Origin of the sequence: Ochrobactrum sp. XJ1 (assembly GCF_024701725.1) — a bacterium.
Taxonomy (GTDB): Bacteria; Pseudomonadota; Alphaproteobacteria; order Rhizobiales; family Rhizobiaceae; genus Brucella; species Brucella anthropi.
The window spans coordinates 112123-133301 of the sequence record NZ_VDGD01000010.1 but is presented as its reverse complement, the minus strand read 5'-3'; the positions used below and the strand labels follow the sequence as shown (position 1 = coordinate 133301).

Below are 21179 nucleotides of genomic sequence, written 5' to 3'. Positions count from 1 at the left end.
TTTTCAAAAATTACGGTCGCCTAAAGCGGGATTAATTTTCATCGACAACAAATGCAAAAAAGCGCCTCCCCAAAACCGGAAAAGCGCTCTTTAAAACTATCAATTCAGATGAGTTACAGATTCACCTGCGTTCCAATTTCCACAACACGACCGGTGGGAATCTGGAAATATTCGGTCGCGTCCGATGCCGTTCGGGCAAGCAGGATAAACAGCTTGTCCTGCCATAGCGGCAAGCCGGAATGAGCCGACGCCTTGAGCGAGCGGCGCGACAGGAAGAACGACGTCGTCATGATATCGAATTTCCAGCCAAGCTTTCGACAGATGCCGAGCGCTCGTGGAATATTCGGTTGCTGCATATAGCCGAAGGTAAGCGTCACCTGCATGAAGCGCTCGTTATATTGGGATACACGCGCGCGGTCGGCACTTGAAACCCACGGCTTCGATGCCGTCACAACCGTCAGTATGACGTTATTCTCGTGCAAAACCTTATAGTGCTTCAAGCTGTGCATGAGCGCAGTGGGAGCGCTTTTAGGGTCGCCCGTCAGAAACACAGCCGTGCCCGGCACGATGGTCGGCGGACGTTTGGTCATTTGTTGGACGATCAGATCCAGTGGAACTTCGGCCTTGCGGGTCTTGTTAAAGAGATGCCGCGTTCCGCGCACCCAGGTCCACATGATGAGAACAAGTATCGCGGCAATACCAATCGAAGCCCAACCACCCTCATGGACTTTGATGATATTTGCACCGAAGAACATAATATCGATGATCAGGAAGCCAACAATAATCGGCAGGGCGCGGCTCACGCGCCAATTCCAGATGCGTGTCATCACGATATAGAGAAGGACCGTCGTGACCAGCATGTTGCCGGTAACTGCAATGCCATATGCAGCGGCCAGATTGCTGGACTTCTCGAATCCGAGCACCAGAATAACCACCGCCAGCCCCAGAAGCAGGTTGACGCGCGGAATATAAATCTGGCCGTGCAGCTTTTCCGAGGTGTGCTGGATTTCAAGGCGCGGCAGAATGTTGAGCTGAACGGCCTGACGTGCCACCGAATAAGCGCCCGTAATAACTGCCTGGCTAGCGATAACAGTCGCTGCAGTTGCCAGCAGGACCATGGGCAACAGCGCGAAGCTCGGCATCATCTGGAAGAATGGCAATGCAGCGGCTTCGCCATGTGAAAGGATGAAGGCTGCCTGTCCAAAATAGTTGAGCAGAAGGCATGGGAACACGATCCAAAGCCATGCGCGAACGATTGGCTTGCGTCCAAAATGACCGAGATCGGCGTAAAGAGCTTCGGCACCGGTCATTGCGAGGAACACGGCACCAACCGTGATAAAGGCAATGCCCGGGCTGATCATCAGAAAGCGTACAGCATAATAGGGATTCAGCGCCACCATCACCGTAGGATCATCGAAAATATGCCAGAGACCCGACGCACCCAGCGCCAAAAACCACAATGCCATAATCGGTCCGAAGACGATGGCCACCTTGCCAGTGCCGAGTTTCTGCACCGAAAACAGCGTCACAAGAATAACGACAGTTATGGGAACGACGAACGGAGTAAGATCAGGAGCGACAATCTCAAGACCTTCCATCGCCGATAGAACGGAGATTGCGGGCGTGATGACCGCGTCGCCGAAGAACAGCGCCGCACCGCAGATGCCTACCCCCAAGATAAGGTCAGGCCGGCCTTTCAACGCACCTCTGACAAGAGCCATCAGCGAAAGAATGCCACCTTCACCGTTGTTATCAGCGCGCAGAACAAACAGCACATACTTGATGGTCACAACCAGCGTCAGGGCCCAGAAGATCAGAGAAACAACGCCCAGAATGTCACTGCGGGCGAGAATGCCATCGCTCGCCGCCGCATGAAGGGCTTCACGAAAAGCATAGATGGGGCTGGTGCCGATGTCACCGTAGACAACGCCCAGCGCCCCAAGCACCAGCGTTTTCATGCTCTCATTGTGCTGTTCGGCATCTTCAGCAAAAGCGACGCTTTCAGGAACACCAACGGCAGGCATAGCGGCCTGTGTGGGCGTGTCATTGCCATTTAGCTCGCCGCTCATATGCAGGCACCTCGCAACTTCCTGAAAAGATTCTGGCTGGAGTTACTGGAGATCGATTTCAGATAATGAGTGTATTCGCAAAAAGTTGCGAATTGCCGCATCGCCGCCGCACCGTTGCCCAAATCAGCTTTAATCATAAGCATGGTATCGATTGAACGTAGCAATTCGTCCAAACGCAACCGCAATAGAACTGCCTCGGCGCAGAAAGCAGACGTCGGAAAACTGCTTCAATGCTTCCCTCATACGATCCCGCGTCCCCCAACGCATCTGAATAGTGGCGGACGCCTAAAGCTTGTCTCACCCGAATGCAAATGCGCTTTTTGCAAAGCTTCAACCCGAGCCATGCACCAAGCGCATTGACTAACATCTTATGCCAATGCCGCAATATAGCGGCTTACAGTTACCGGCATTCCATACATGAGTGCATCGGCGGTCAATCCATGTCCAATGGAAACTTCACTCAACTGAGGGATACGTTTTACCAGCGCCGGCAGGTTGTCTACTGTAAGATCATGCCCCGCATTGATATCGAGGCCTAGCGCCGTAGCGGCATTTGCAGCCTTTTCCAGTCGATCCAGTTCACGTATTGCGGCTGCCCGGTCATCATAGGTCGCACCATAAGGGCCGGTATAGAGCTCCACACGGTCCACACCGATAGCAGCTGCGCGTTCGTATCCAAGCGGATCGGGGTCGGCGAACAATGACACCCGCATTCCGCCTACTTTCAAACGGGCCACGATAGGAGCCAGAAAGTCAGATTTCGACACGAAATCCCATCCATGATCCGAGGTCGCCTGTGTTGGATCATCAGGAACGAGCGTCACCTGCTCAGGCTGATGTTTCTCCACCAGATCGAGAAATGCTTCGCTTGGAAAACCTTCGATATTGAACTCCGCCTGCGGAAACTCGTCATCGATCAAAGCGCGTATATCACCCAGATCGGAAAACCGGATGTGACGCTGATCGGGACGCGGATGCACTGTCAATCCCGCAGCGCCTGCTGCAAGCGCAGCGCGGCCCAGACCGGTAACGCTTGGCCAAGGCAAATCACGCCGATTTCGCAGCATCGCAACAGCGTTGAGATTGACCGATAATTTCGCAGGCATTGGAGACTCCCGGATAGATATCCCGCTTTATAACGCCTGCCACGAAAAAATGTGAGTGCTTTGCCGTCGCACCGCAGCCGCAATCCCCAACCATGAAATCTGCCTGCAACAAACTGGGTTTGCATAGTTTTTCCAGTTCGCATCAATTTGGAGACTGTCCGCAACCTTTGCCCCCGCTTCGACGTTTAAATCTGATCAATGATGGAGGTCTATGATGCGAAATGAGGACATACCCGTCATTCGCCGCATTCCAACAAACCGGGAAGACGTTTTTGCTTTTGCAATTGAAGGACATCTCGACGATGCGTCATTGGAGAACCTCTACGGGCTTCTCGACGCAGCTTACGAAACGCATGAAGAAATTGACCTCCTGATCCGCCTCACCGGATATGAAGGTTTCGACTGGACGGCTGCGTTCTCGGAAAGCATGCTGTCCATGCGCTCCAAATCCCTGAAAAAGCTCCGACATTATGCAATCGTCGGTGGCCCCTTGTGGATACAAGCCAGCATAACCCTCATGCAGCCTTTCCTGTCCATAGAGCTTCGCGCTTTCGAAGCCGACGAAGAAAACGAGGCCTGGGAATGGCTGAGTGCCCGACCGACAGACGAATAATTATTTTACAATGGTCAAACGTTCGGCAGCCCGCGTGATCGCCGTATAAAGCCACCGCTCACGCGTATCGCGAAACGCAAAACTTTCATCGAAGAGCACGACTTCATCCCATTGGGAGCCCTGTGCCTTGTGCACAGTTAAAGCATAACCGTAATCGAAATCGTCGTAGCGTTTTTTGGTCTGCCACGGAATTTCACTGTCGGGGTCTTCGAACTGCGCCTTCAGCAGCTTGATCTTCGCCACACCGCGATCATCATCCTCAGGTGTAACCAGCAGATTGATACCGGGCTTCACCGTTTCCTTGGACGATGTCATCACCTTCCAGAGCGATCCGTTGAGAAGTCCCTTGGCAGGATCGTTGCGCAGGCAAACCAGTTTGTCGCCAGCCTGCGGGTAATCAGCAGTAAAGCCTTTTAGCTCCCGAAGGCGCTGGTTATAGCGGCGGCGCGTCCGGTTGGTACCGACGAGCACCTGATCGGCGGCTAACACCATCTCCTGATTGACGTCGCCTTTTCCGATAACCTTTGCAGCGCCATGGTCACCATAAGGAAGTTCACGCCCTTCCCGCACATCAAGCGCCATACGGATGATCGGATTGTCCTGCGCCTGACGATGAATCTCGGTCAGAAGATAATCCGGCTCGTGTTCCGTAAAAAAGCCGCCGCCGGAAATCGGCGGCAACTGCCCCGGATCGCCAAGAACGAGGATGGGCGTGCCGAAACTCATCAAATCCCGCCCCAGCGCCTCATCGACCATGGAACATTCGTCCACGACGATCATCGCGGCTTTGGCGACAGGGCTCTGCCGGTTAAGCGAGAAGGTCGGCGCGATGGAAGTCTTGCCAGTCGTTTCGTCCTCAATCGCTTCTTCGCCACGTGGGCGATAGATCAGCGAATGAAGCGTGCGTGCGTTGCTAGCGCCTTTCGAGCGCAGCACCTGTGCCGCCTTGCCGGTAAAGGCCGCAAACTGCACATCGCCATCCACATGCTCGGCAAAATAGCGGGCGAGCGTCGTCTTGCCCGTACCCGCATAGCCGAACAATCTGAAAATAGGGCTGCGGCCGTCTTTGAGCCACTGCCCGACGGCCTTCAGCGCCTGATCCTGTTCCGGTGAAAACTGCATGATCCTTTCAGACAGGATTCGCCGCCCGAAAACAAGATCAAACCGTGATCAAACGGTTTTGCTCACCAGTGCTGCAAATCTGTCGAGATCGACATTGCCACCACTGGCGATCACCCCTACACGCTTACCTTGCAGCTTCGACGCCATCTGTCGTGCGCCAGCAAAAGCGAGACAGCCTGTCGGTTCGACCACCATTTTCATCCGGCTGGCGAAGAATTTCATGCCGTCAACCAGTTCATCGTCGCTAACGGCCAGAATATCACGAACAGTTTCGCGGATGATGGCAAAGGTCATGTCGCCAAGAGCTTGCGTCTGGGCGCCGTCCGCCAAGGTCTTCGGCACGTCGATGTGCACAATCTTGCCGGAGCGGAGCGACTGCTGGCCATCATTTCCGGCCATCGGCTCGACACCGTAGACGTCGCATTCCGGCGACAAGGCTTTTGCCGCTAGCGCTGAACCGGCCAACAGGCCACCACCGCCAAGACAGACAAACAGGGCATCAAGGGGACCGGTTTCCTCAATCAATTCCTTTGCCGCAGTTCCCTGCCCCGCAATTATATCAGGATGATTGAATGGCGGAATGAGGGTCAGCCCACCCTCTTCGGCCAGGCGCTTCGAAAGCACATCGCGGTCTTCTTCATAACGGTTATAGGTAACAACCTTCGCGCCATAGCCTCGCGTTGCATCAAGTTTCGCGCGCGGCGCATCCTCAGGCATGATGATGGTCGCGCCAATACCGAGCAGTTTTGCCGCAAGCGCGATCGCCTGCGCGTGATTACCGGACGAAAAAGCCAGCACACCTCGCGCTTTTTGCTCATCCGTAAACCGCGACAGAGCATTGAAAGCACCACGAAATTTGAAGGCACCGATGCGCTGGAAGTTCTCGCATTTGAAAAAGAACTGAGCGCCGGTTTCGCGGTCGATAGTTGACGACGTGAACACCGGCGTATGGTGCGCGTATCCTTCGATCTGCTTTGCGGCCGAAATAACATCATCATAAGTTGGAAGCTGGTTCATCATTCGCCTCTTCATTCTCTATTTCAGCATCGGCCATAGGCTCAGAACGAGCAGCAGGGCCATGATAAGGTTGAACCATTTCAATCGAACAGGATCGGAAAGCCAGTTGCGCAGCAATGTGCCAAACCCTGCCCAGACCGAAACGCTCGGCAAATTCACAATCGCGAAGGCGGAGCTGACCAGGAGCACGGCGACATAATAGTTGTCGTGATTGGCATAGGTGGCAATTCCCGTGATCGCCATTACCCAGGCTTTCGGATTGACCCATTGGAATGCCGCTGCCTGCAAGAAAGTCATTGGCTCAGCTTTATCTCGATGCTTTGCCTCTCCGATGGAACGCGACATAGCAATCTTCCAGGCAAGGTAAAGCATATAGGCGCCACCAGCGAATTTCAGCGCGGCATAGAATGACGGCACCGTTTCGATCAAAGCGCCGAGCCCGAAGCCGATCGCAAGCAGCAACACGAAGAAGCCCACACCGATTCCCAGCATATGCGGGATCGTTCGACGGAAACCAAAATTTACGCCTGATGCCAGAAGCATGAGATTATTTGGCCCCGGCGTAACGGACGACACGAAGGCGAAGACAAGAAGCGCCAGAAAAATTTCAACAGACATAGGACGGCCCCAATTTATGGGGACAAATTAGCTCAATAAAAAACCGGCACAATCGAAACATTGTGCCGGTTTTCAAACATATTGTATCGATTTCAGTTGAAAGCTTTTACATGCCTTCCGGGCCACGGTTCATGGCTGCAACACCCGTACGGCAGGTCTCAACCAGTCCGAGTGGCTTCATGATCGAGATGAACTGATCAATCTTGGCAGTCTTCCCGGTGATCTCCAGGATGAAGTGATCTGTCGTCGCGTCAACCACCTTGGCCTTGAATGCGTCGGCAAGACGAAGCGTTTCCGCCCTCGCCTCGCCTTTGCCGGCAACCTTCACCAGTGCCAGTTCGCGTTCAACCGGACGGTCGTGGCCAAGCTCAGAGGCGCGATGGCTGAGATCAACGACGCGGTGAACCGGAACAATCCGGGCCAGCTGGTGGCGGATCTGGTCAAGCACGTGCGGCGTGCCGCGCGTCACGATCGTAATGCGCGACAGGTGCTTTTCATGCTCGGTTTCCGAAACCGTCAGGCTTTCAATATTGTAGCCACGTCCGGAGAAAAGACCGATCACACGGGCAAGGACACCCGGCTCATTGTCGACGAGTACCGCAAGCGTATGCGTTTCCGGCGTTTGCGTTTCGGCTGCAATGAAATAGGCCGATCCGGAAGCTAGGTTCTGTGCATTCATGATTTCTTTCCTCCGGATCAGACGAGCGCGCGGCCCTTGGCATCGATGGCGTTGGCGACAGCTTCATCCGTTGCTTCATCCGGCAACAACATTTCGTTATGCGCCTTACCCGATGGGATCATTGGGAAGCAGTTGGCGAGATTTGCCACGCGGCAATCGAAAATAACCGGCTTGTCGATGTCGATCATTTCCTGAATGGCGGCATCGAGGTTGCCCGGCTTGTCACAACGGATACCATGTGCGCCATAGGCTTCAGCCAGCTTCACGAAATCCGGCATCGCCTCGGTATATGAGTGCGACAGGCGATTGCCATGCAGGAGCTGCTGCCACTGGCGCACCATGCCCATATACTGGTTATTCAGGATGAATATCTTGATTGGCGCATTGTGCTGGATGGCAGCCGACATTTCCTGAATGCACATCTGGATCGAGGCATCGCCCGCGATATCGATAACCAGTGCATCAGGGTGTGCGATCTGTACTCCGAGCGCTGCCGGCAGTCCGTAACCCATGGTGCCGAGGCCACCAGAGGTCAGCCAGCGGTTCGGTTCCTCGAAGCCATAGAATTGCGCAGCCCACATCTGGTGCTGACCAACTTCCGTGGTGATGTAAGTCTTCCGATCCTTGGTCAGTTCATAAAGCCGCTGAATTGCATACTGCGGCATGATGACGTCCTTGTTCGGCGCATAGGCGAGTGAATTGCGGGCACGCCAGCGATCGATCTGTTCCCACCAGGCACCGATTGCCTGCTTTTCCGGCTTCTTGTCAGAGGCACGGAACTGCCGAACAATATCTTCCAGAACATGCGCAACATCGCCGATGATCGGAACATCAACGCGAACGCTTTTGTTGATGGAGGATGGGTCGATATCGATATGAATTTTCTTCGAGTTCGGAGAAAATGCGTTCAGACGTCCGGTAATACGGTCATCGAAACGGGCACCGACGCACAGCATGACATCGCAGTCATGCATGGTCATGTTGGCTTCGTAAGTGCCATGCATACCGAGCATACCGAGCCAGTTCTTGCCGGAGGCCGGATAGGCGCCCAGCCCCATCAGCGTGGATGTGATCGGGAAATTGCTGATCTCAACCAGCTCGCGCAGCAGACGGGAAGCTGCCGGGCCGGAATTGATCACACCGCCGCCAGAATAGATGACGGGCTTCTTTGCATTGACGAGCAGACGAACGGCGTCCGAAATTGCCTGCGCCTTGCCGTCGAGAACCGGACGGTAGCTGGTGCGCGGCGCGGTTTCCGGCGGCGTGTAAATACCCTTGGCGAACTGGATATCCTTAGGAATGTCGACCACAACGGGACCGGGACGACCGGTGGAAGCGACATGAAAGGCTTCGTGCAGGATGCGTGCCAGATCGTTGACGTCCTTCACCAGCCAGTTGTGCTTGGTGCAGGGGCGCGTGATACCGATCGTATCGCATTCCTGAAACGCATCGGAGCCGATCAGCGTTGTCGGAACCTGACCGGAAATGCAAACCAGCGGAATGGAGTCCATCAGGGCATCCTGCAGCGGCGTAACGGCATTGGTCGCACCCGGACCGGAGGTAACAAGCATCACACCAACTTTGCCGGTCGAACGCGCGTAGCCTTCCGCAGCGTGTCCTGCGCCCTGCTCGTGTCGGACCAGAACGTGCTGAACCTTGTCCTGCTGGAACAGTTCGTCATAGATCGGAAGCACAGCGCCGCCGGGATAACCGAAGATGCTCTCCACACCCTGATCGATCAAAGCCTGAATGACCATTTCTGCGCCGGTCATTTCGCGTGGATTGCTTGCTTCCTGCGTTTCTGCGGCGTTTGCGTCCGCCTCACGTTTACCTGCAGTCATTGTTCTCTTCCCGTCGTCTGCATTTCATTTCTGATTTGGATAATAAAAAAGGCCCCCGAGGGAGCCTGTCTTTCGCGCATGGGAGCTTTCGCCGGATGGTTACACCATCCTGCCCATGCGCGCCCGTACCACAAGAATAATAATCGTGTTCATGGTGGCGGACACTAATAGCCGGATTTGGCGTCGTCAACGCATAAATACATCGCCCGCGATATTTTCTTAGGCTCACCCGCCCCAAACGATAACTTTATTTCAACGGAAGATTCTTATCCTGACGCGAAACCTCCTGTTGAAAGTTGGGGCGGAGTGGGCAGCATGAGCGAAATCGGGGACAGTTCCAACGCGCGAGAACAGAGCGAATATGTGCAGCGCAATCGCACGGAAGGCTATGTCATCCAATGCGATGGCGAGAGTGCCATCGTCTCAGCGCTATCAGGCCCCTCTTCGGCAGCATCTGACGATTATTGGGCCGTAGGCCAGCTTATATCCATTCAGGCAGGCGACAATCGCGTCGTGGGACTCATCCGCAACGTGCTTGTTCCCGGTGATGTCTGGATACGCGGCGGTGACAACACGCTCCATGTCCATGTCGAGTTTCTGGGTGAAGTTCGCGTGCAACCGACCGGGCAGACCACTTTCAACGGCGGTATTTCGCAGTTTCCCCATCCCGGCGCTATTGCTCACCGTATCCGCGCCACCGACCTTGCTGCCATTTATGCGCAAACAGGTCACAGCAGCGTTTCAATCGGTACACTCACGCAGGACGCAACCGTTCCGGCTTACATATCGGTCGATGATCTTATCTCCCGACATTTCGCTATCGTCGGCACAACGGGCGTCGGCAAATCGAGCGCAGTCATCCTGCTGCTACGCCGGATCGTCGCCGAAAAGCCCAATCTGCGTGTGCTCATTCTTGATCCACACAATGAGTTCGCGAGCGCATTTCCCGATCTGGCCGTGGCGGTCGATCAGACGAATATCGAACTGCCATTCTGGATGCTGCGGCTGGATGAATTTGCAGATGTGATCTTTCGCGGGCGCGCGCCGGACCCGATGGAACTCGATATATTGCGTGATCTGGTTCAGCTAGCCCGCGAAAAAATGCAGGGCACAGAACTGTCAGCCGCGAAAACATTGCGACGGCAGCTTGCCGACCGCCAGAGCGTCAGCGCCGACACTCCCATCGCCTACCGTCTGCTTGACCTGATAGCCCTCATCGATGAGCGTATGGGTCTCCTCGACAGCAAGGCGGAACGTCCCTATCTGCGCAGCCTCAAAGCTCGGCTTGAATCGATCTCTGCCGATCCCCGCTTCCGTTTCATGTTCGCTGTAACTGGCGGCTCGGAAACAATGCGACAGGCCATTGGCCGGATTTTTCGCATCCCGCTGAACGGAAAACCCATCTGCACATTCCAGCTTGCAGGCTTACCATCCGAGGTTGTCAACGCTGTTGCTTCCGTCTTGTGCAGACTGGCATTCGATATCGCCCTTTCAAGTGAGGGCAGCCTACAGACACTGGTAATCTGCGAGGAAGCCCACCGCTATATTCCAACCGACCGCGACGCCGGGTTCTGGCCGACAAGGCAGGCAATATCCCGAATTGCCAAAGAAGGTCGAAAATACGGTTCCTATCTCGGAGTTATAAGCCAGCGCCCCGGCGAGCTTGATCCAACGATCCTCTCACAGTGCAATTCGATTTTTGCGATGCGGCTCGGTAATGAACGTGATCAGGAAATCATCAAAGGTGCCATTCGCGGCGGCGCACAGAGCATGGCAGGCTTCCTGTCATCCATCGCCAACCGCGAAGCGATAGCCTTCGGCGAAGCGTTCTCAACACCGATGCGTCTCACATTCGAAACCATCCCACCTCATCAGCTTCCCGGACGCAGCAAAAGCGAGAGCGCTCTTTCCAGCTGGCGCAACGACGAAAAGATATCCCTCGACCGTATCGTTGAAAAATTACGTGCTTTTGAGAACAGTTCACAGACGGAACCGGTGGACCAACTCGGAGACGAGGATAATCTGTGGGGCAGCCCAGTCTCCACCAGTCGCCGTGACCAAGCGCCTACCGACGAAGCTTACCATCGCTCATCTTCTTCGCCGAGGCCACAAACATCACTCAGTCTCGACACAAAACAGAGTATTGAGAAGATGGGCGAACTGGTGCGCAGCTTTCGCAAGGATCGCGAGCGCTAGATAGTGTAGCGAATCCGAAAGTCCTATCAGCCTGAAGCTAGGCGCAGACGCGGTTACGGCCCATATTCTTCGCGGCATAGAGCATCTTGTCAGCGCGACGATAGAGATCTTTCGAGGTCTCGCGCCGATCCCATATCGCAAGACCGATACTGACGGTAACGCCAAGCTTTTCATCGCCAAGATCGATTTCGAGCGTCGATATGGCCTTGCGAATACGATTAGCAAGCTTGATCATCAATTCCGCGTCCATGTTCGGCGCAAGGACTGCGAACTCCTCGCCACCAAGCCGGGCGACAACATCATGATACCGTGTATAGTCCTTGAGACACCGCGCCACCTCCTGCAGCACGACATCGCCAATGTCATGTCCGTAGGTATCGTTCACGGCCTTAAAGTGATCGAGATCGATAATCATCAGTCCGACAGGCCGCTGTATACGGTCGAACTGGACCAGATATTCCTTTAGCGCCTCGTCGAAATAGCGCCGGTTCTGCATACCGGTCAGGCTGTCCGTCAGCGCGGCATGTTCGAGGGTCTGCGACCGTTCGGAAAGATCCTGCGTGATGACCTGCAGTTTGCCGTGGTCCAGCGCATCGGTGCGAATTTGGGGATAGATCAGGAACAACCCGCAAGCGATTGTCGCAATCAGCACCCAGATTGTGACGTGGTTCAGTTGGTCGAGTCTCGAAACCAGCTCATAGGCGTTCGCATCAAGAGGCAATGTCTGCAATTGTCCGATGTCGACACGAGCTTGATAAAGCAACAGCCCGATACCGAACATCAAAACAATCAGAATAAAAAATGCCCGTTCCGATTTATGAAACCGCATAGCCCGCGCCCACCTCTCCTGTTTCAGAGAGTGCCAGCGAGTTATTTCGTTGTCGTTAATTGAGCGAAGGCATCATCGGAATTTGCGTGCGTGCACCAGCGATCATCAAGCTGATTTCGAAACCAGGTCGACTGACGCTTTGCATATTGCCGAGTGGCGATAACCGAACGTTCAATGGCTTCTTCCCGCGACATCGAGCCTTGCAAAAATGCCGTGATTTCACGCACACCGATGGCCTTCATTGCCGGCAATGCCGGGTCGAGATCAAGCACCAGCAATGCCTTCACTTCGTCAATCGCACCATTGTCCCACATCAGGGCAAACCGCCGGGCAATACGCTCTGAAAGCCATGTCCGGTCCGGCAGCAAGACGATCTTGCGGGCGCTATCATCGTCTACCAGTGCCTGTCCCTTCGTCTGTTGCCATACAAGAAGCGACTTTCCAGTGCCTTCAAAAACCTCCAGCGCCCGAACGATGCGCTGGCTGTCGAAAGGTTGAAGGGTTGCGGCCATCTCCGGGTCACGTTCGCTCAGAAGCCGGTGAAGAAGTTCCGGACCGTCCGTCTCCATACGTCCTCGCCAATAGGCGCGAACATCACCCGGCACCTCTGGCATCTGCGACAGTCCACCGAGAAGCGCTCTGAAATAAAGCCCCGTCCCGCCAACGAAGATCGGGGTCCTGTGCTTCATGGCAGGTTGCGTTAGCAGGTCAGCTACATTATCCAGCCATCGTCCGGTCGAATAGGACGTCGATGGCGCGACGTGTCCATAGAGATGATGTTCTGCCGCAGCGAGATCCGCTTTGTTCGGCCGCGCAGTCAGAAGGTCAAGAACATCGTAAACCTGCATGGAATCAGTGTTCACGATGAAACCGCCGGTCTCATGAGCCATGCGAATGGCAAGTGCCGACTTGCCGCTGGCCGTCGGGCCAGCTATCAGGATTGCATTCGTGATCGCACCCTCATTCATCGTCGGAATTGCTCTCCATGTCCCAACAGGTTTCTCTCGTCGCCACTTTGATTGCCAATCCGGCCAAGGCCTCGCTTGCATCAGCGCTTGGGATTAAAGCCTCAGCGGCAGTGAATGCAACTGGACTCTATTGGCTGGCCGACAACATTGCCTGCGACATTGCGCTTCCATCGGGGATCAGCAGTGACGAAGCCGAAACCCTGCTGCGCCATTCGCTTGATGGCGCGCCGGTCGACGTGGTGGTGCAGGAACAGGAGCACCGACGCAAGAAAATTCTGATTGCCGACATGGATTCCACGATGATCCAGCAGGAGTGCATCGATGAACTGGCAGAGGAAGCCGGGCTGCGCGAGCATGTGGCTGCAATCACCGCGCGCGCCATGAACGGCGAGATCGCTTTCGAACCAGCCTTGCGCGAGCGGGTCGCCTTGTTGAAAGGTCTGCCGCTCAACGTAATCGACAAGGTCATTTCAACCCGCATTACACTGATGCCCGGCGGCCCGGAACTCGTGCGCACCATGCGTAAACATGGCGCCTACACGGCGCTTGTGTCCGGCGGTTTCACCTCATTCACCCAGCGTATCGCCGAAATGATCGGCTTCAACGAAGATCGTGCGAACAGGCTGATCGACGATGGCTTGCATCTGACCGGGCTGGTCACAGAACCAATTCTCGGCCGGGAAGCCAAGGTCGAGAAACTCGAGGAAATCGCCGAACGTCTTGGCCTCACACCAGATGATGCAATCGCAGTAGGTGACGGGGCGAACGATCTCGGCATGATTCAGCTTGCAGGCACCGGCGTCGCACTCCACGCAAAGCCGACCGTAGCTGCGCAGGCCAGAATGCGGGTTGACCATGGCGACCTGACCGCCCTCCTCTATATTCAGGGCTATCGAAAGACGGATTTCGTTCAATGATCATTCTGGAAACGCCACGCCTCATCATCCGGAACTGGGAAGATCGCGACCGCAACCTTTTCCATGTCATCAATTCCGATGAAGAAGTCATGCGTTTCTTTCCCTTTCGCAGAAATCGCTCGCAATCGGATGAACTGTTCGACCACCTCCGGAAGATGATTTCTGAAACGGGTCTCGGTTTCTATGCGCTGGAAGAAAAAGAAGAAGGTCAGTGCATCGGTTTCGCCGGTCTCGCCCGCACTGACCTTGAACCTTATTTACCGGATGGCACCGTTGAAATCGGCTGGCGGCTGGCCCCTCCCTTTTGGGGCAAAGGCTATGTGACCGAAGCAGGCAAAGCGCTGATCGAATACGCTTTCGGCACCCTTGGCCTCACCGAAGTGGTTTCCTTCGCTGTCCATAATAATGAGCGGTCTACAGCCGTCATGCGCCGCATCGGCATGACCGGCGACCCGTCGAGCGATTTCGACCATCCCCGCGTGCCGGATGAAACTCCGCATTTGAAGCTTCATTCGGTCTACCGCATTCAAGCAGCCTGACCGGCCACCCAGCCCGAAGACCATGCCCACTGGAAATTATAGCCGCCGAGCCAGCCGGTAACATCGACGACTTCGCCGATGAAAAACAGGCCGGGAACGGATTTGGCTTCCATGGTCTTGGAGTCGAGATCGCGCGTATCGACCCCTCCAAGCGTAACCTCCGCCGTACGATAGCCTTCCGAACCGGCGGGCTTGATGCGCCAGTCGTTTATCACGGCCTCGACACGGCGGAACATCTTGTCGGACATATCCGCCAGATGACCGGTCACACCAATTTCCTCGGCTATGGTCTGCGCAAGTTTTCTCGGAAGATAAAGCGCCAGTGCGGTCTGCAATGCCTGCTTGCCGTTCTGTTTGCGCTGCTCACGCAGGGCTTCGAAAATGTCCGTCTCCGGTAGCATCGCAAGGCGGATTTCATCTCCTTCACGCCAGTAGGAAGAAATCTGCAGGATCGAAGGGCCACTGATACCGCGATGTGTAAAAAGCATCGCTTCGGCAAATTTCGTTTTGCCACAGGAGACAACGGCATCGACGGCAACACCGGCCAGCGGCTTCAGCCGTTCCAGCGTGTTGGGTTCAAATGTCAGCGGCACCAGTGCCGGGCGGGTTTCGACAATCCGCAATCCAAATTGTGTCGCGATATCGTAGCCGAAGCTTGTAGCTCCCATCTTCGGGATAGATTTCCCGCCACAGGCCACGACCAGTGATCGACAGCGAACCGGTCCATCCGTTAGCTGAAGCGTAAAACCATGTGCGGATTTTTCGACCGAACTGACACTGCAACCAAGCTTTAGTCGCGCGCCATGGCGCTTCATTTCCCCCAGCAACATTTCAATTATCTGCAACGCCGAGCCATCACAGAAGAGCTGCCCGAGTGTCTTCTCGTGATAGGCGATACGATGACGTTCCACGAGCGCAATGAAGTCGCGCTGCGTGTAGCGGCTCATAGCAGAGATACAAAAATGCGGGTTCTGCGAGAGATAATTTTTCGGACTTGCATGAAGATTGGTGAAATTGCAGCGACCACCGCCCGATATGCGGATTTTCTCACCGGCTGCCTTTGCGTGATCCACGACCAGCACGGAACGCCCGCGTTTGGCCGCCTCGATGGCACACATCATGCCTGCCGCGCCAGCGCCTATGACCACAATATCGACTGTTTCCAACTCACCCTACTCCGAATGGCGCCGGTCCATAGCATACCGGAGGCGAATGAAACAGAAGGCTCTGCCATTTCGAACGACAAATAAGGGAGTGCTCGAATCTCTTTGTACGGTTCTGGCGCCAAGTGGCTCAAACCGCAAAACAAAACGGCATTGCAGATTTCCCTGCAATGCCGCTTCAGCAGTACATTCAATTGAGGATCAATTGATCCGGACAGTCACGAAACGCAGTTCCCCCGAACGAGAAGCCAGCATCATAAGTGCATTCTTGCGTCCTTCTCGGCGCAGTGCGTCAATGCGCTTCTTCACGTCTTCCGGCGTCTTCACGTTCACCTGCCCGATATCGACGATAACATCGCCGGTTTCGATACGCTTCTCGCCAGCAGCTGAACCAGGAGAGACGTAAAGAACAGCAACGCCTTCTACATCTTCGGCAATGCCAAATTCTCCGCGAACATCGTCATTCAGCTCGCTGAGCTTCATTCCAAGAACGCTCGGGGCAGCGTCACTCTTCTGTTCTTTTTTTGACGTATCCGGCGTTTCCGCACCTTCATCACCGCCCTCGCCCTCGGGCAGCGGAGCCTGATCTTCCGTCGCAGCTTCGGTGCTCTTGTCATCCTCGACCAGACGTCCGAGCTTGACCTTCACCGTCTTTTCCTCACCCTGACGAACCACGACAATCTCGACTTCCTTGCCAACCGGGGTTTCTGCAACCAGTCGCGGCAGATCGCGGGCGGTATCGACCGGCTTGCCTTCGTAGCGGATCACGACATCTCCGGCTTCAATGGCCTTGTTGTCGACACCGGAATTTTCGATCAGCCCGGCAATCAGCGCGCCCTTGGCTTCCTTCAGTCCAAGGCTCTGAGCGATATCCTCGGTAACAGGCTGGATACGTACACCAAGCCAGCCACGGCGAACTTCACCGAACTCCTTGAGCTGGTCGATAACACCCACAGCCATTTCCGCAGGGATGGCAAAGCCGATACCGATAGAGCCGCCCGAGGGCGAGATGATTGCAGTGTTGATACCGATCACCTTGCCATCCATATCGAACAGCGGCCCACCGGAATTGCCACGGTTGATGGCCGCATCGGTCTGGATGAAGTCATCATAGGGACCGGAATTGATATCTCGCTTGCGGGCCGAAATAATGCCCGCAGTCACCGTTCCACCAAGACCGAAGGGATTGCCAATCGCAAGGACCCAGTCGCCGATACGCGCCTTTTCCGAATTACCGAACTCTACGGCCTTCAGCTTATGCTTGGACGGATCAACCTTGAGGATCGCCAGATCGGTCTTGATGTCTTTTCCGACCAGTTCCGCTTTCAGCTTGGACCCATCGTTGAAATTGACTTCGATCTCATCCGCATCGGCGATGACGTGATTGTTCGTGACGATGAAGCCCTTTTCGGCATCGATGACGAAGCCGGAACCCAGCGACTGGACCTTGCGTGATTCATCGCCTTGCGCGCCGCCCTTGTCACCGAAGAAGTCCTTGAAGTATTCCTGGAACGGAGAGCCTTCCGGCACCTGCGGCATCGGAACCGCACCGTCACCTTCGCCATCTTCCTTGACGGTCTGTGAGGTCGAGATGTTCACCACTGCATCCAGCAGCCCTTCGGCCAAATCGGCAACAGAAGCCGGCCCCTGAGCCGCGATTGCCGGAGGTGTTCCTACCGAAAGAGTGCCAGCGACGGTCATCGCCCCCAATGCCACGGTTGCGAAAAGGGTGCGAGCAAATCCCGCCTTTGGTGCAATTACCATGAAGCCCTGCTCCGTTCCTGTCTGCTTGCAGTCGTTTGATTAGCGATAGATGTACTAAGGCTTGATCGCTGCAAAATACGGCCTGTTTACGGCCCCGCATAGACTACAGACAATAAATAACGGAAGGAAAGCGGCTTATCCCCTGACAAGCCAGACAATGCCGACGCCGATTGCGAGCGCTGCAATCCCGGCAATGCGCAACATGTTCTCCGGCGTCTCACTCGCTTCACGAGCAAGCTTCTTCGCCAAGGAAGGAAAGCCGCCGTAGAGCAGCCCTTCGAGAACGAAGAGAAGACCTACGGCGGCTAGAAAATCGCTCATGAGCGTTTGACCCGGTTGTTACTGGGCAGGCGTTGCCAGCTTGCCGCCAGCATCGCGGAAGAACTTGAAGAACTCCGAGTCCGGCGAGAGAACCAGCGTTGTATCCGGGGTCTCAAGGGCTTCACGATAAGCAGACATCGAGCGGTAGAAGGCGAAGAAGCCAGGGTCCTTGCCTGCAGAGCCTGCGAATATCTCACTGCGCTGCGCATCGCCTTCACCACGAAGGATTTCCGATTCCTTGCGCGCTTCTGCAATCGTTTCGACGACCTGACGATCCGCGACAGCGCGGATGCGCTGGGCAGCTTCACGGCCACGGGCACGCAGGCGCTCTGCTTCGGCAAGACGCTCTGCCTTCATGCGGTCATAGGTCTGCTGCGAAACTTCAGCCGTCAGATCGGTACGACGGATACGCACATCGGCGATGGTCAAGCCAAGCGACGTCGCATCGGGACGAAGCTGGTCACGCACTTCGCGCATCATGTCGCCACGCTCTTCCGAAAGTGCCGCTTCGAATCCGCGCTGGCCGTAGACGCTACGCAATGCAGCATCAAGACGAGTACGAAGACGCTGCTCGGCAAGCAGCGTGCTGCCCGAAACGGTTTCACGGAACTTGCGCGCATCGGTAATGCGATAAACGAGGAACGCGTCGACGTCATAGAACTTGCCGCCCGAAACCTGAACGCGGATATCGTCCAGATCGAAGCGCAGCAGGCGATCATCGATCAACTGCACAGTATCTGCATCAAGGAAGCCAAAAGGTAGTTTGAAGTAGATGCCCGGTTCCGTCTTCACATCAACGATCTGACCGAAGCGAAGCACGATAGCCTGCTGACGCTCGGATACGATGAACGTGGCGGAGTAGATCAGGAAAGCGATGACGGCGATAATGCCGCCAATGATTGGGAGCCTGTTCTGAGCCATTACTGGTTACCTCCGCTCGGGGTCGTCGTGGTCGCATTCACGCCTGGGCGTGGCTGCTGGCGCATGAGTTCGTTCAGCGGCAGATAAGGCACGACATCCTTTCCAGGTTCGACAATGACTTTCTTGGTGCTCTTCAGCACCTGTTCCATGGTTTCGAGGAACAGACGGTTACGCGTTACTTCCGGCGCCTTCTGGTATTCACCCAGAACGGAGCTGAAACGCTGCGCCTCACCTTCCGCGTCCTGAACGACACGGTTCTTGTAAGCGGCTGCTTCTTCGCGAAGCTGGGCTGCTTCACCACGAGCCTGACCGAGCTTCTGGTTCGAATACTGGTTCGATTCTTCCACGAAACGGTCTTCGTCCTGTTCGGCACGCTGCACTTCATCGAAGGCATCAGCCACTTCACGCGGCGGTGCTGCATCTTCGATGGAAACGGCATTGATCTGGATACCCGTTTTGTAGGTATCGAGCGTCTGCTGAACAATATCGCGAACACTGGATGCGATTGCCGAACGGTTGTCGCGGAAAACGTCCTGAGCCGGTCGACGGCCAACGATTTCGCGGATCGCGCTTTCAGAAACCTGCTGCACCATCGCATCCGGATTATCGACGTTAAACAGATAGGCCTGCGGATCGGAAACGCGATACAAAACCGAGAACTGAACGTTGACGATGTTCTGGTCGCCCGTCAGCATCAGGCCCTGCGTCGCACTTCGGTTGCCCTGCCCACCGATATTGATCTGCTTTTCGACGATCTGCGCCTTTTCATAGGTTTCAATCGGCCACCAATGGAAATGCAGTCCCGGTTCGGACACTTCTTCCTTCGGCTTGCCGAAGCGCAATTCAACAGCGAGTTCGTCCGGCTGCACGGTATAGACGGACTGGAAGAGCCAGAAGCCGACAACTGCCGCGCCAATAAGGAAAAGAACGCCGCGATTGCTGCCGCCCTTGCCACCACCACCGGGGAAGACCTGCTTCAGACGATCTTGTCCTTTGCGCAGAATATCTTCGAGATCAGGTGGTGTGTTCTGGCCGCCGCCACGTGGGGCCTTTGGCCCTTGTCCCCAAGGACCGCCATTATTGTTGTTATTGTTGTTATTGTTGTTATTGTTATTATCGCCGCCGCCACCCCATGGGCCGCCGCCACCATTCTGATTACTCCAGGGCATCCTCACCTCTCGTCCAGGCGACGGGAAAGCGAGCTGCCCACTCCCGTCATCAACTAATGTTTCCGTTTTATAGGCATCGGGAGGTCCGCTTTCAACGCGAAGACGACAAAATTCGTGAACTATGCTTTACACAGCACGTTTTTCGTACACAAAATAGCGCGTTGGGTGACTATCCTTGTCACCAGCGGGCACATCCTCCTGCGAAACGACGCGCCAGATTTGGAGGTCGATTTCTGGAAAATGCGTATCTCCATCGATCTCGGCCAGCACGCGGGTCAGGTGAATATGGTCCGCGAGAGGCAAAGCCTGCGCATAAATTTTCCCGCCGCCTATGACGCAAACCTCTCCGACACCCAGGTCAGCGGCCAGTTTTTGTCCGAGCGCAATTGCCTCTTCGAGAGAACCGATAGCACTTGCACCTTCAGCCTGAAATCCGTTGTCCCTCGTCACGACAATATTGGGCCGTCCCGGCAAGGGGCGCCCAATAGATTCCCAAGTCCGCCGCCCCATGATAACCGGCTTGCCGAGCGTCAGGGCCTTGAAGCGTTTGAGATCGGTTGAAAGCCGCCACGGCATATCATTGTCGCGCCCAATGACGCCGTTTTCGGCGGCAGCAACAATGATCGAAACAATCGGTTCTTGTACGGACATGGAATGCCTCAAACAGCAATCGGCGCTTTGATCGTCGGATCGGCCTCGTAGCCCTCAAGCTGGAAGTCCTCGAAACGAAAGGCAAAGAGGTCCTTCACATCCGGATTGATCCACATTGTCGGCAATTTCTTTGGTATTCGGGTAAGCTGCAGGCGCGCCTGATCGAAATGATTGGCGTAAATATGCGCATCCCCGAGCGTATGGATGAACTCTCCCGGTTTCAGACCGGCAACCTGCGCGATCATCATCGTCAACAACGCATAGGAAGCGATATTGAACGGTTTTCCGACATCATCACTTTTTTTATAGCGTGGTACCATTTCCAATAGCCTTCCATCCACCAATCTAGCCCATTGATCCGCACTAACAGCGAATCATTGCATCTATTCCAAACTAGTATGTATCCGCCGCTAGGCGGATTCCGTTTAAAATTAGAAAGACTGAACGGCGGTGGATCAATGCTAAAGCCGATTCAGTCTTTCTAATCAAACAAAGCGACGGCCCGAGGGCCGTCTCGATTCGGCGTCAAGCCGAAAACGGACCCGGCGCAGCCGGGCTTTGAAAGCATGCATCAGCACAGCAACCCTTTTATCCAGGCCATAACACACGGCTAAATTGATTGCTAATCGTAGCTCTTACTAAGCTTGAATAAATGATGGAACATGGCGTCCAGTTT

19 protein-coding genes and 1 pseudogene are annotated in these 21179 nt (G+C 55.2%); 4 read left to right on the top strand and 16 right to left on the bottom strand.

Annotated elements, in window-relative coordinates:
* Positions 1–113: 113 nt before the first annotated feature.
* Both FG152_RS18905 and FG152_RS18900 read right to left on the bottom strand, forming a co-directional pair.
* On the bottom strand, positions 114–2069 hold the full coding sequence (locus tag FG152_RS18905; protein ID WP_010659779.1) for a potassium transporter Kup: 1956 nt from the start codon (positions 2067–2069) through the stop codon (positions 114–116).
* 368 nt (positions 2070–2437) lie between these two features.
* Positions 2438–3175, bottom strand: coding sequence for a pyridoxine 5'-phosphate synthase (locus tag FG152_RS18900; RefSeq protein ID WP_010659778.1), 738 nt, complete (start codon positions 3173–3175; stop codon positions 2438–2440).
* Positions 3176–3389: 214 nt separating this feature from the next.
* Between FG152_RS18900 and FG152_RS18895 the strand changes: the two genes are divergently transcribed.
* Entirely contained in the window at positions 3390–3788 is a 399-nt protein-coding gene (locus FG152_RS18895; RefSeq protein WP_012091800.1) for a SpoIIAA family protein, read from the top strand.
* Here FG152_RS18895 and FG152_RS18890 read toward each other — a convergent pair whose 3' ends face one another.
* From FG152_RS18890 to FG152_RS18870, 5 genes are all read right to left on the bottom strand, one after another.
* Positions 3789–4910 carry an ATP-dependent DNA helicase gene (locus FG152_RS18890; protein WP_010659776.1) on the bottom strand — a complete coding sequence of 374 codons (1122 nt, stop codon included), beginning with the start codon at positions 4908–4910 and terminating at the stop codon, positions 3789–3791.
* A 48-nt stretch (positions 4911–4958) separates the two neighbouring features.
* Positions 4959–5927: a threo-3-hydroxy-L-aspartate ammonia-lyase gene (locus FG152_RS18885; protein ID WP_010659775.1), complete on the bottom strand. Its 969-nt coding sequence runs from the start codon at positions 5925–5927 to the stop codon at positions 4959–4961.
* Between the two features lie 18 nt (positions 5928–5945).
* Positions 5946–6545, bottom strand: coding sequence for a LysE family translocator (locus FG152_RS18880; RefSeq protein WP_010659774.1), 600 nt, complete (start codon positions 6543–6545; stop codon positions 5946–5948).
* A 106-nt stretch (positions 6546–6651) separates the two neighbouring features.
* Positions 6652–7224, bottom strand: a complete 573-nt coding sequence (gene ilvN, locus FG152_RS18875; RefSeq protein ID WP_010659773.1) for an acetolactate synthase small subunit — start codon at positions 7222–7224, stop codon at positions 6652–6654.
* Between the two features lie 17 nt (positions 7225–7241).
* The gene (locus FG152_RS18870) at positions 7242–9065 is read right to left on the bottom strand and encodes an acetolactate synthase 3 large subunit (RefSeq protein WP_012091798.1); all 1824 of its coding nucleotides are present in this window, start codon (positions 9063–9065) and stop codon (positions 7242–7244) included.
* A gap of 315 nt (positions 9066–9380) precedes the next feature.
* Between FG152_RS18870 and FG152_RS18865 the strand changes: the two genes are divergently transcribed.
* Positions 9381–11261 carry an ATP-binding protein gene (locus tag FG152_RS18865; protein ID WP_010659771.1) on the top strand — a complete coding sequence of 627 codons (1881 nt, stop codon included), beginning with the start codon at positions 9381–9383 and terminating at the stop codon, positions 11259–11261.
* A gap of 37 nt (positions 11262–11298) precedes the next feature.
* Here the strand turns inward: FG152_RS18865 and FG152_RS18860 are convergent, their stop codons facing one another.
* Both FG152_RS18860 and miaA read right to left on the bottom strand, forming a co-directional pair.
* Positions 11299–12090: a GGDEF domain-containing protein gene (locus FG152_RS18860; RefSeq protein ID WP_010659770.1), complete on the bottom strand. Its 792-nt coding sequence runs from the start codon at positions 12088–12090 to the stop codon at positions 11299–11301.
* A 41-nt stretch (positions 12091–12131) separates the two neighbouring features.
* A complete protein-coding gene (gene miaA / locus FG152_RS18855) occupies positions 12132–13058 on the bottom strand; it encodes a tRNA (adenosine(37)-N6)-dimethylallyltransferase MiaA (protein ID WP_010659769.1) in 927 nt (308 codons plus the stop codon).
* Between the two features lie 17 nt (positions 13059–13075).
* On the opposite strand from miaA, the gene serB reads away from it, so the two are divergent.
* Together serB and FG152_RS18845 are read left to right on the top strand one after the other, a co-directional pair.
* A complete protein-coding gene (serB, locus tag FG152_RS18850; RefSeq protein ID WP_010659768.1) occupies positions 13076–13975 on the top strand; it encodes a phosphoserine phosphatase SerB in 900 nt (299 codons plus the stop codon).
* On the top strand, positions 13972–14514 hold the full coding sequence (locus tag FG152_RS18845) for a GNAT family N-acetyltransferase (protein ID WP_010659767.1): 543 nt from the start codon (positions 13972–13974) through the stop codon (positions 14512–14514). Before serB ends, FG152_RS18845 begins: the two co-directional genes overlap by 4 nt.
* On the opposite strand, the gene FG152_RS18840 is transcribed toward FG152_RS18845, so the two are convergent.
* The 7 genes and pseudogenes from FG152_RS18840 to thyA form a co-directional block, all read right to left on the bottom strand.
* Positions 14502–15680, bottom strand: a complete 1179-nt coding sequence (locus tag FG152_RS18840; protein WP_010659766.1) for a BaiN/RdsA family NAD(P)/FAD-dependent oxidoreductase — start codon at positions 15678–15680, stop codon at positions 14502–14504. The genes FG152_RS18845 and FG152_RS18840 overlap by 13 nt on opposite strands.
* A 198-nt stretch (positions 15681–15878) precedes the next feature.
* Complete coding sequence (locus FG152_RS18835) at positions 15879–17441, bottom strand: Do family serine endopeptidase (protein WP_010659765.1); 1563 nt, start codon at positions 17439–17441, stop codon at positions 15879–15881.
* A 135-nt stretch (positions 17442–17576) separates the two neighbouring features.
* Positions 17577–17762 (bottom strand): DUF2065 domain-containing protein, encoded by a 186-nt coding sequence (locus FG152_RS18830; protein ID WP_006467185.1) that lies wholly within the window; start codon positions 17760–17762, stop codon positions 17577–17579.
* An 18-nt stretch (positions 17763–17780) separates the two neighbouring features.
* Positions 17781–18683 (bottom strand): protease modulator HflC, encoded by a 903-nt coding sequence (gene hflC, locus FG152_RS18825; protein WP_010659764.1) that lies wholly within the window; start codon positions 18681–18683, stop codon positions 17781–17783.
* Complete coding sequence (gene hflK / locus FG152_RS18820) at positions 18683–19852, bottom strand: FtsH protease activity modulator HflK (protein ID WP_498987952.1); 1170 nt, start codon at positions 19850–19852, stop codon at positions 18683–18685. The genes hflC and hflK overlap by 1 nt, the downstream gene beginning before the upstream one ends.
* A gap of 126 nt (positions 19853–19978) precedes the next feature.
* The gene (locus FG152_RS18815; RefSeq protein ID WP_010659762.1) at positions 19979–20503 is read right to left on the bottom strand and encodes a dihydrofolate reductase; all 525 of its coding nucleotides are present in this window, start codon (positions 20501–20503) and stop codon (positions 19979–19981) included.
* An 8-nt stretch (positions 20504–20511) separates the two neighbouring features.
* A pseudogene (gene thyA, locus FG152_RS18810) lies at positions 20512–20805 on the bottom strand (thymidylate synthase); the annotation flags it as partial.
* Positions 20806–21179: the final 374 nt, after the last annotated feature.

Coding starts and splice junctions, on each gene's coding strand:
- ilvN (WP_010659773.1), bottom strand. CDS start 7,224: ATGAATGCACAGAACCTAGCTTCCGGATCGGCCTATTTCATTGCAGCC.
- FG152_RS18895 (WP_012091800.1), top strand. CDS start 3,390: ATGCGAAATGAGGACATACCCGTCATTCGCCGCATTCCAACAAACCGG.
- FG152_RS18865 (WP_010659771.1), top strand. CDS start 9,381: ATGAGCGAAATCGGGGACAGTTCCAACGCGCGAGAACAGAGCGAATAT.
- serB (WP_010659768.1), top strand. CDS start 13,076: ATGTCCCAACAGGTTTCTCTCGTCGCCACTTTGATTGCCAATCCGGCC.
- FG152_RS18890 (WP_010659776.1), bottom strand. CDS start 4,910: ATGCAGTTTTCACCGGAACAGGATCAGGCGCTGAAGGCCGTCGGGCAG.
- FG152_RS18880 (WP_010659774.1), bottom strand. CDS start 6,545: ATGTCTGTTGAAATTTTTCTGGCGCTTCTTGTCTTCGCCTTCGTGTCG.
- FG152_RS18815 (WP_010659762.1), bottom strand. CDS start 20,503: ATGTCCGTACAAGAACCGATTGTTTCGATCATTGTTGCTGCCGCCGAA.
- FG152_RS18835 (WP_010659765.1), bottom strand. CDS start 17,441: ATGGTAATTGCACCAAAGGCGGGATTTGCTCGCACCCTTTTCGCAACC.
- FG152_RS18900 (WP_010659778.1), bottom strand. CDS start 3,175: ATGCCTGCGAAATTATCGGTCAATCTCAACGCTGTTGCGATGCTGCGA.
- FG152_RS18885 (WP_010659775.1), bottom strand. CDS start 5,927: ATGAACCAGCTTCCAACTTATGATGATGTTATTTCGGCCGCAAAGCAG.
- hflK (WP_498987952.1), bottom strand. CDS start 19,852: ATGCCCTGGAGTAATCAGAATGGTGGCGGCGGCCCATGGGGTGGCGGC.
- FG152_RS18830 (WP_006467185.1), bottom strand. CDS start 17,762: ATGAGCGATTTTCTAGCCGCCGTAGGTCTTCTCTTCGTTCTCGAAGGG.
- FG152_RS18845 (WP_010659767.1), top strand. CDS start 13,972: ATGATCATTCTGGAAACGCCACGCCTCATCATCCGGAACTGGGAAGAT.
- FG152_RS18860 (WP_010659770.1), bottom strand. CDS start 12,090: ATGCGGTTTCATAAATCGGAACGGGCATTTTTTATTCTGATTGTTTTG.
- FG152_RS18905 (WP_010659779.1), bottom strand. CDS start 2,069: ATGAGCGGCGAGCTAAATGGCAATGACACGCCCACACAGGCCGCTATG.
- miaA (WP_010659769.1), bottom strand. CDS start 13,058: ATGAATGAGGGTGCGATCACGAATGCAATCCTGATAGCTGGCCCGACG.
- hflC (WP_010659764.1), bottom strand. CDS start 18,683: ATGGCTCAGAACAGGCTCCCAATCATTGGCGGCATTATCGCCGTCATC.
- FG152_RS18870 (WP_012091798.1), bottom strand. CDS start 9,065: ATGACTGCAGGTAAACGTGAGGCGGACGCAAACGCCGCAGAAACGCAG.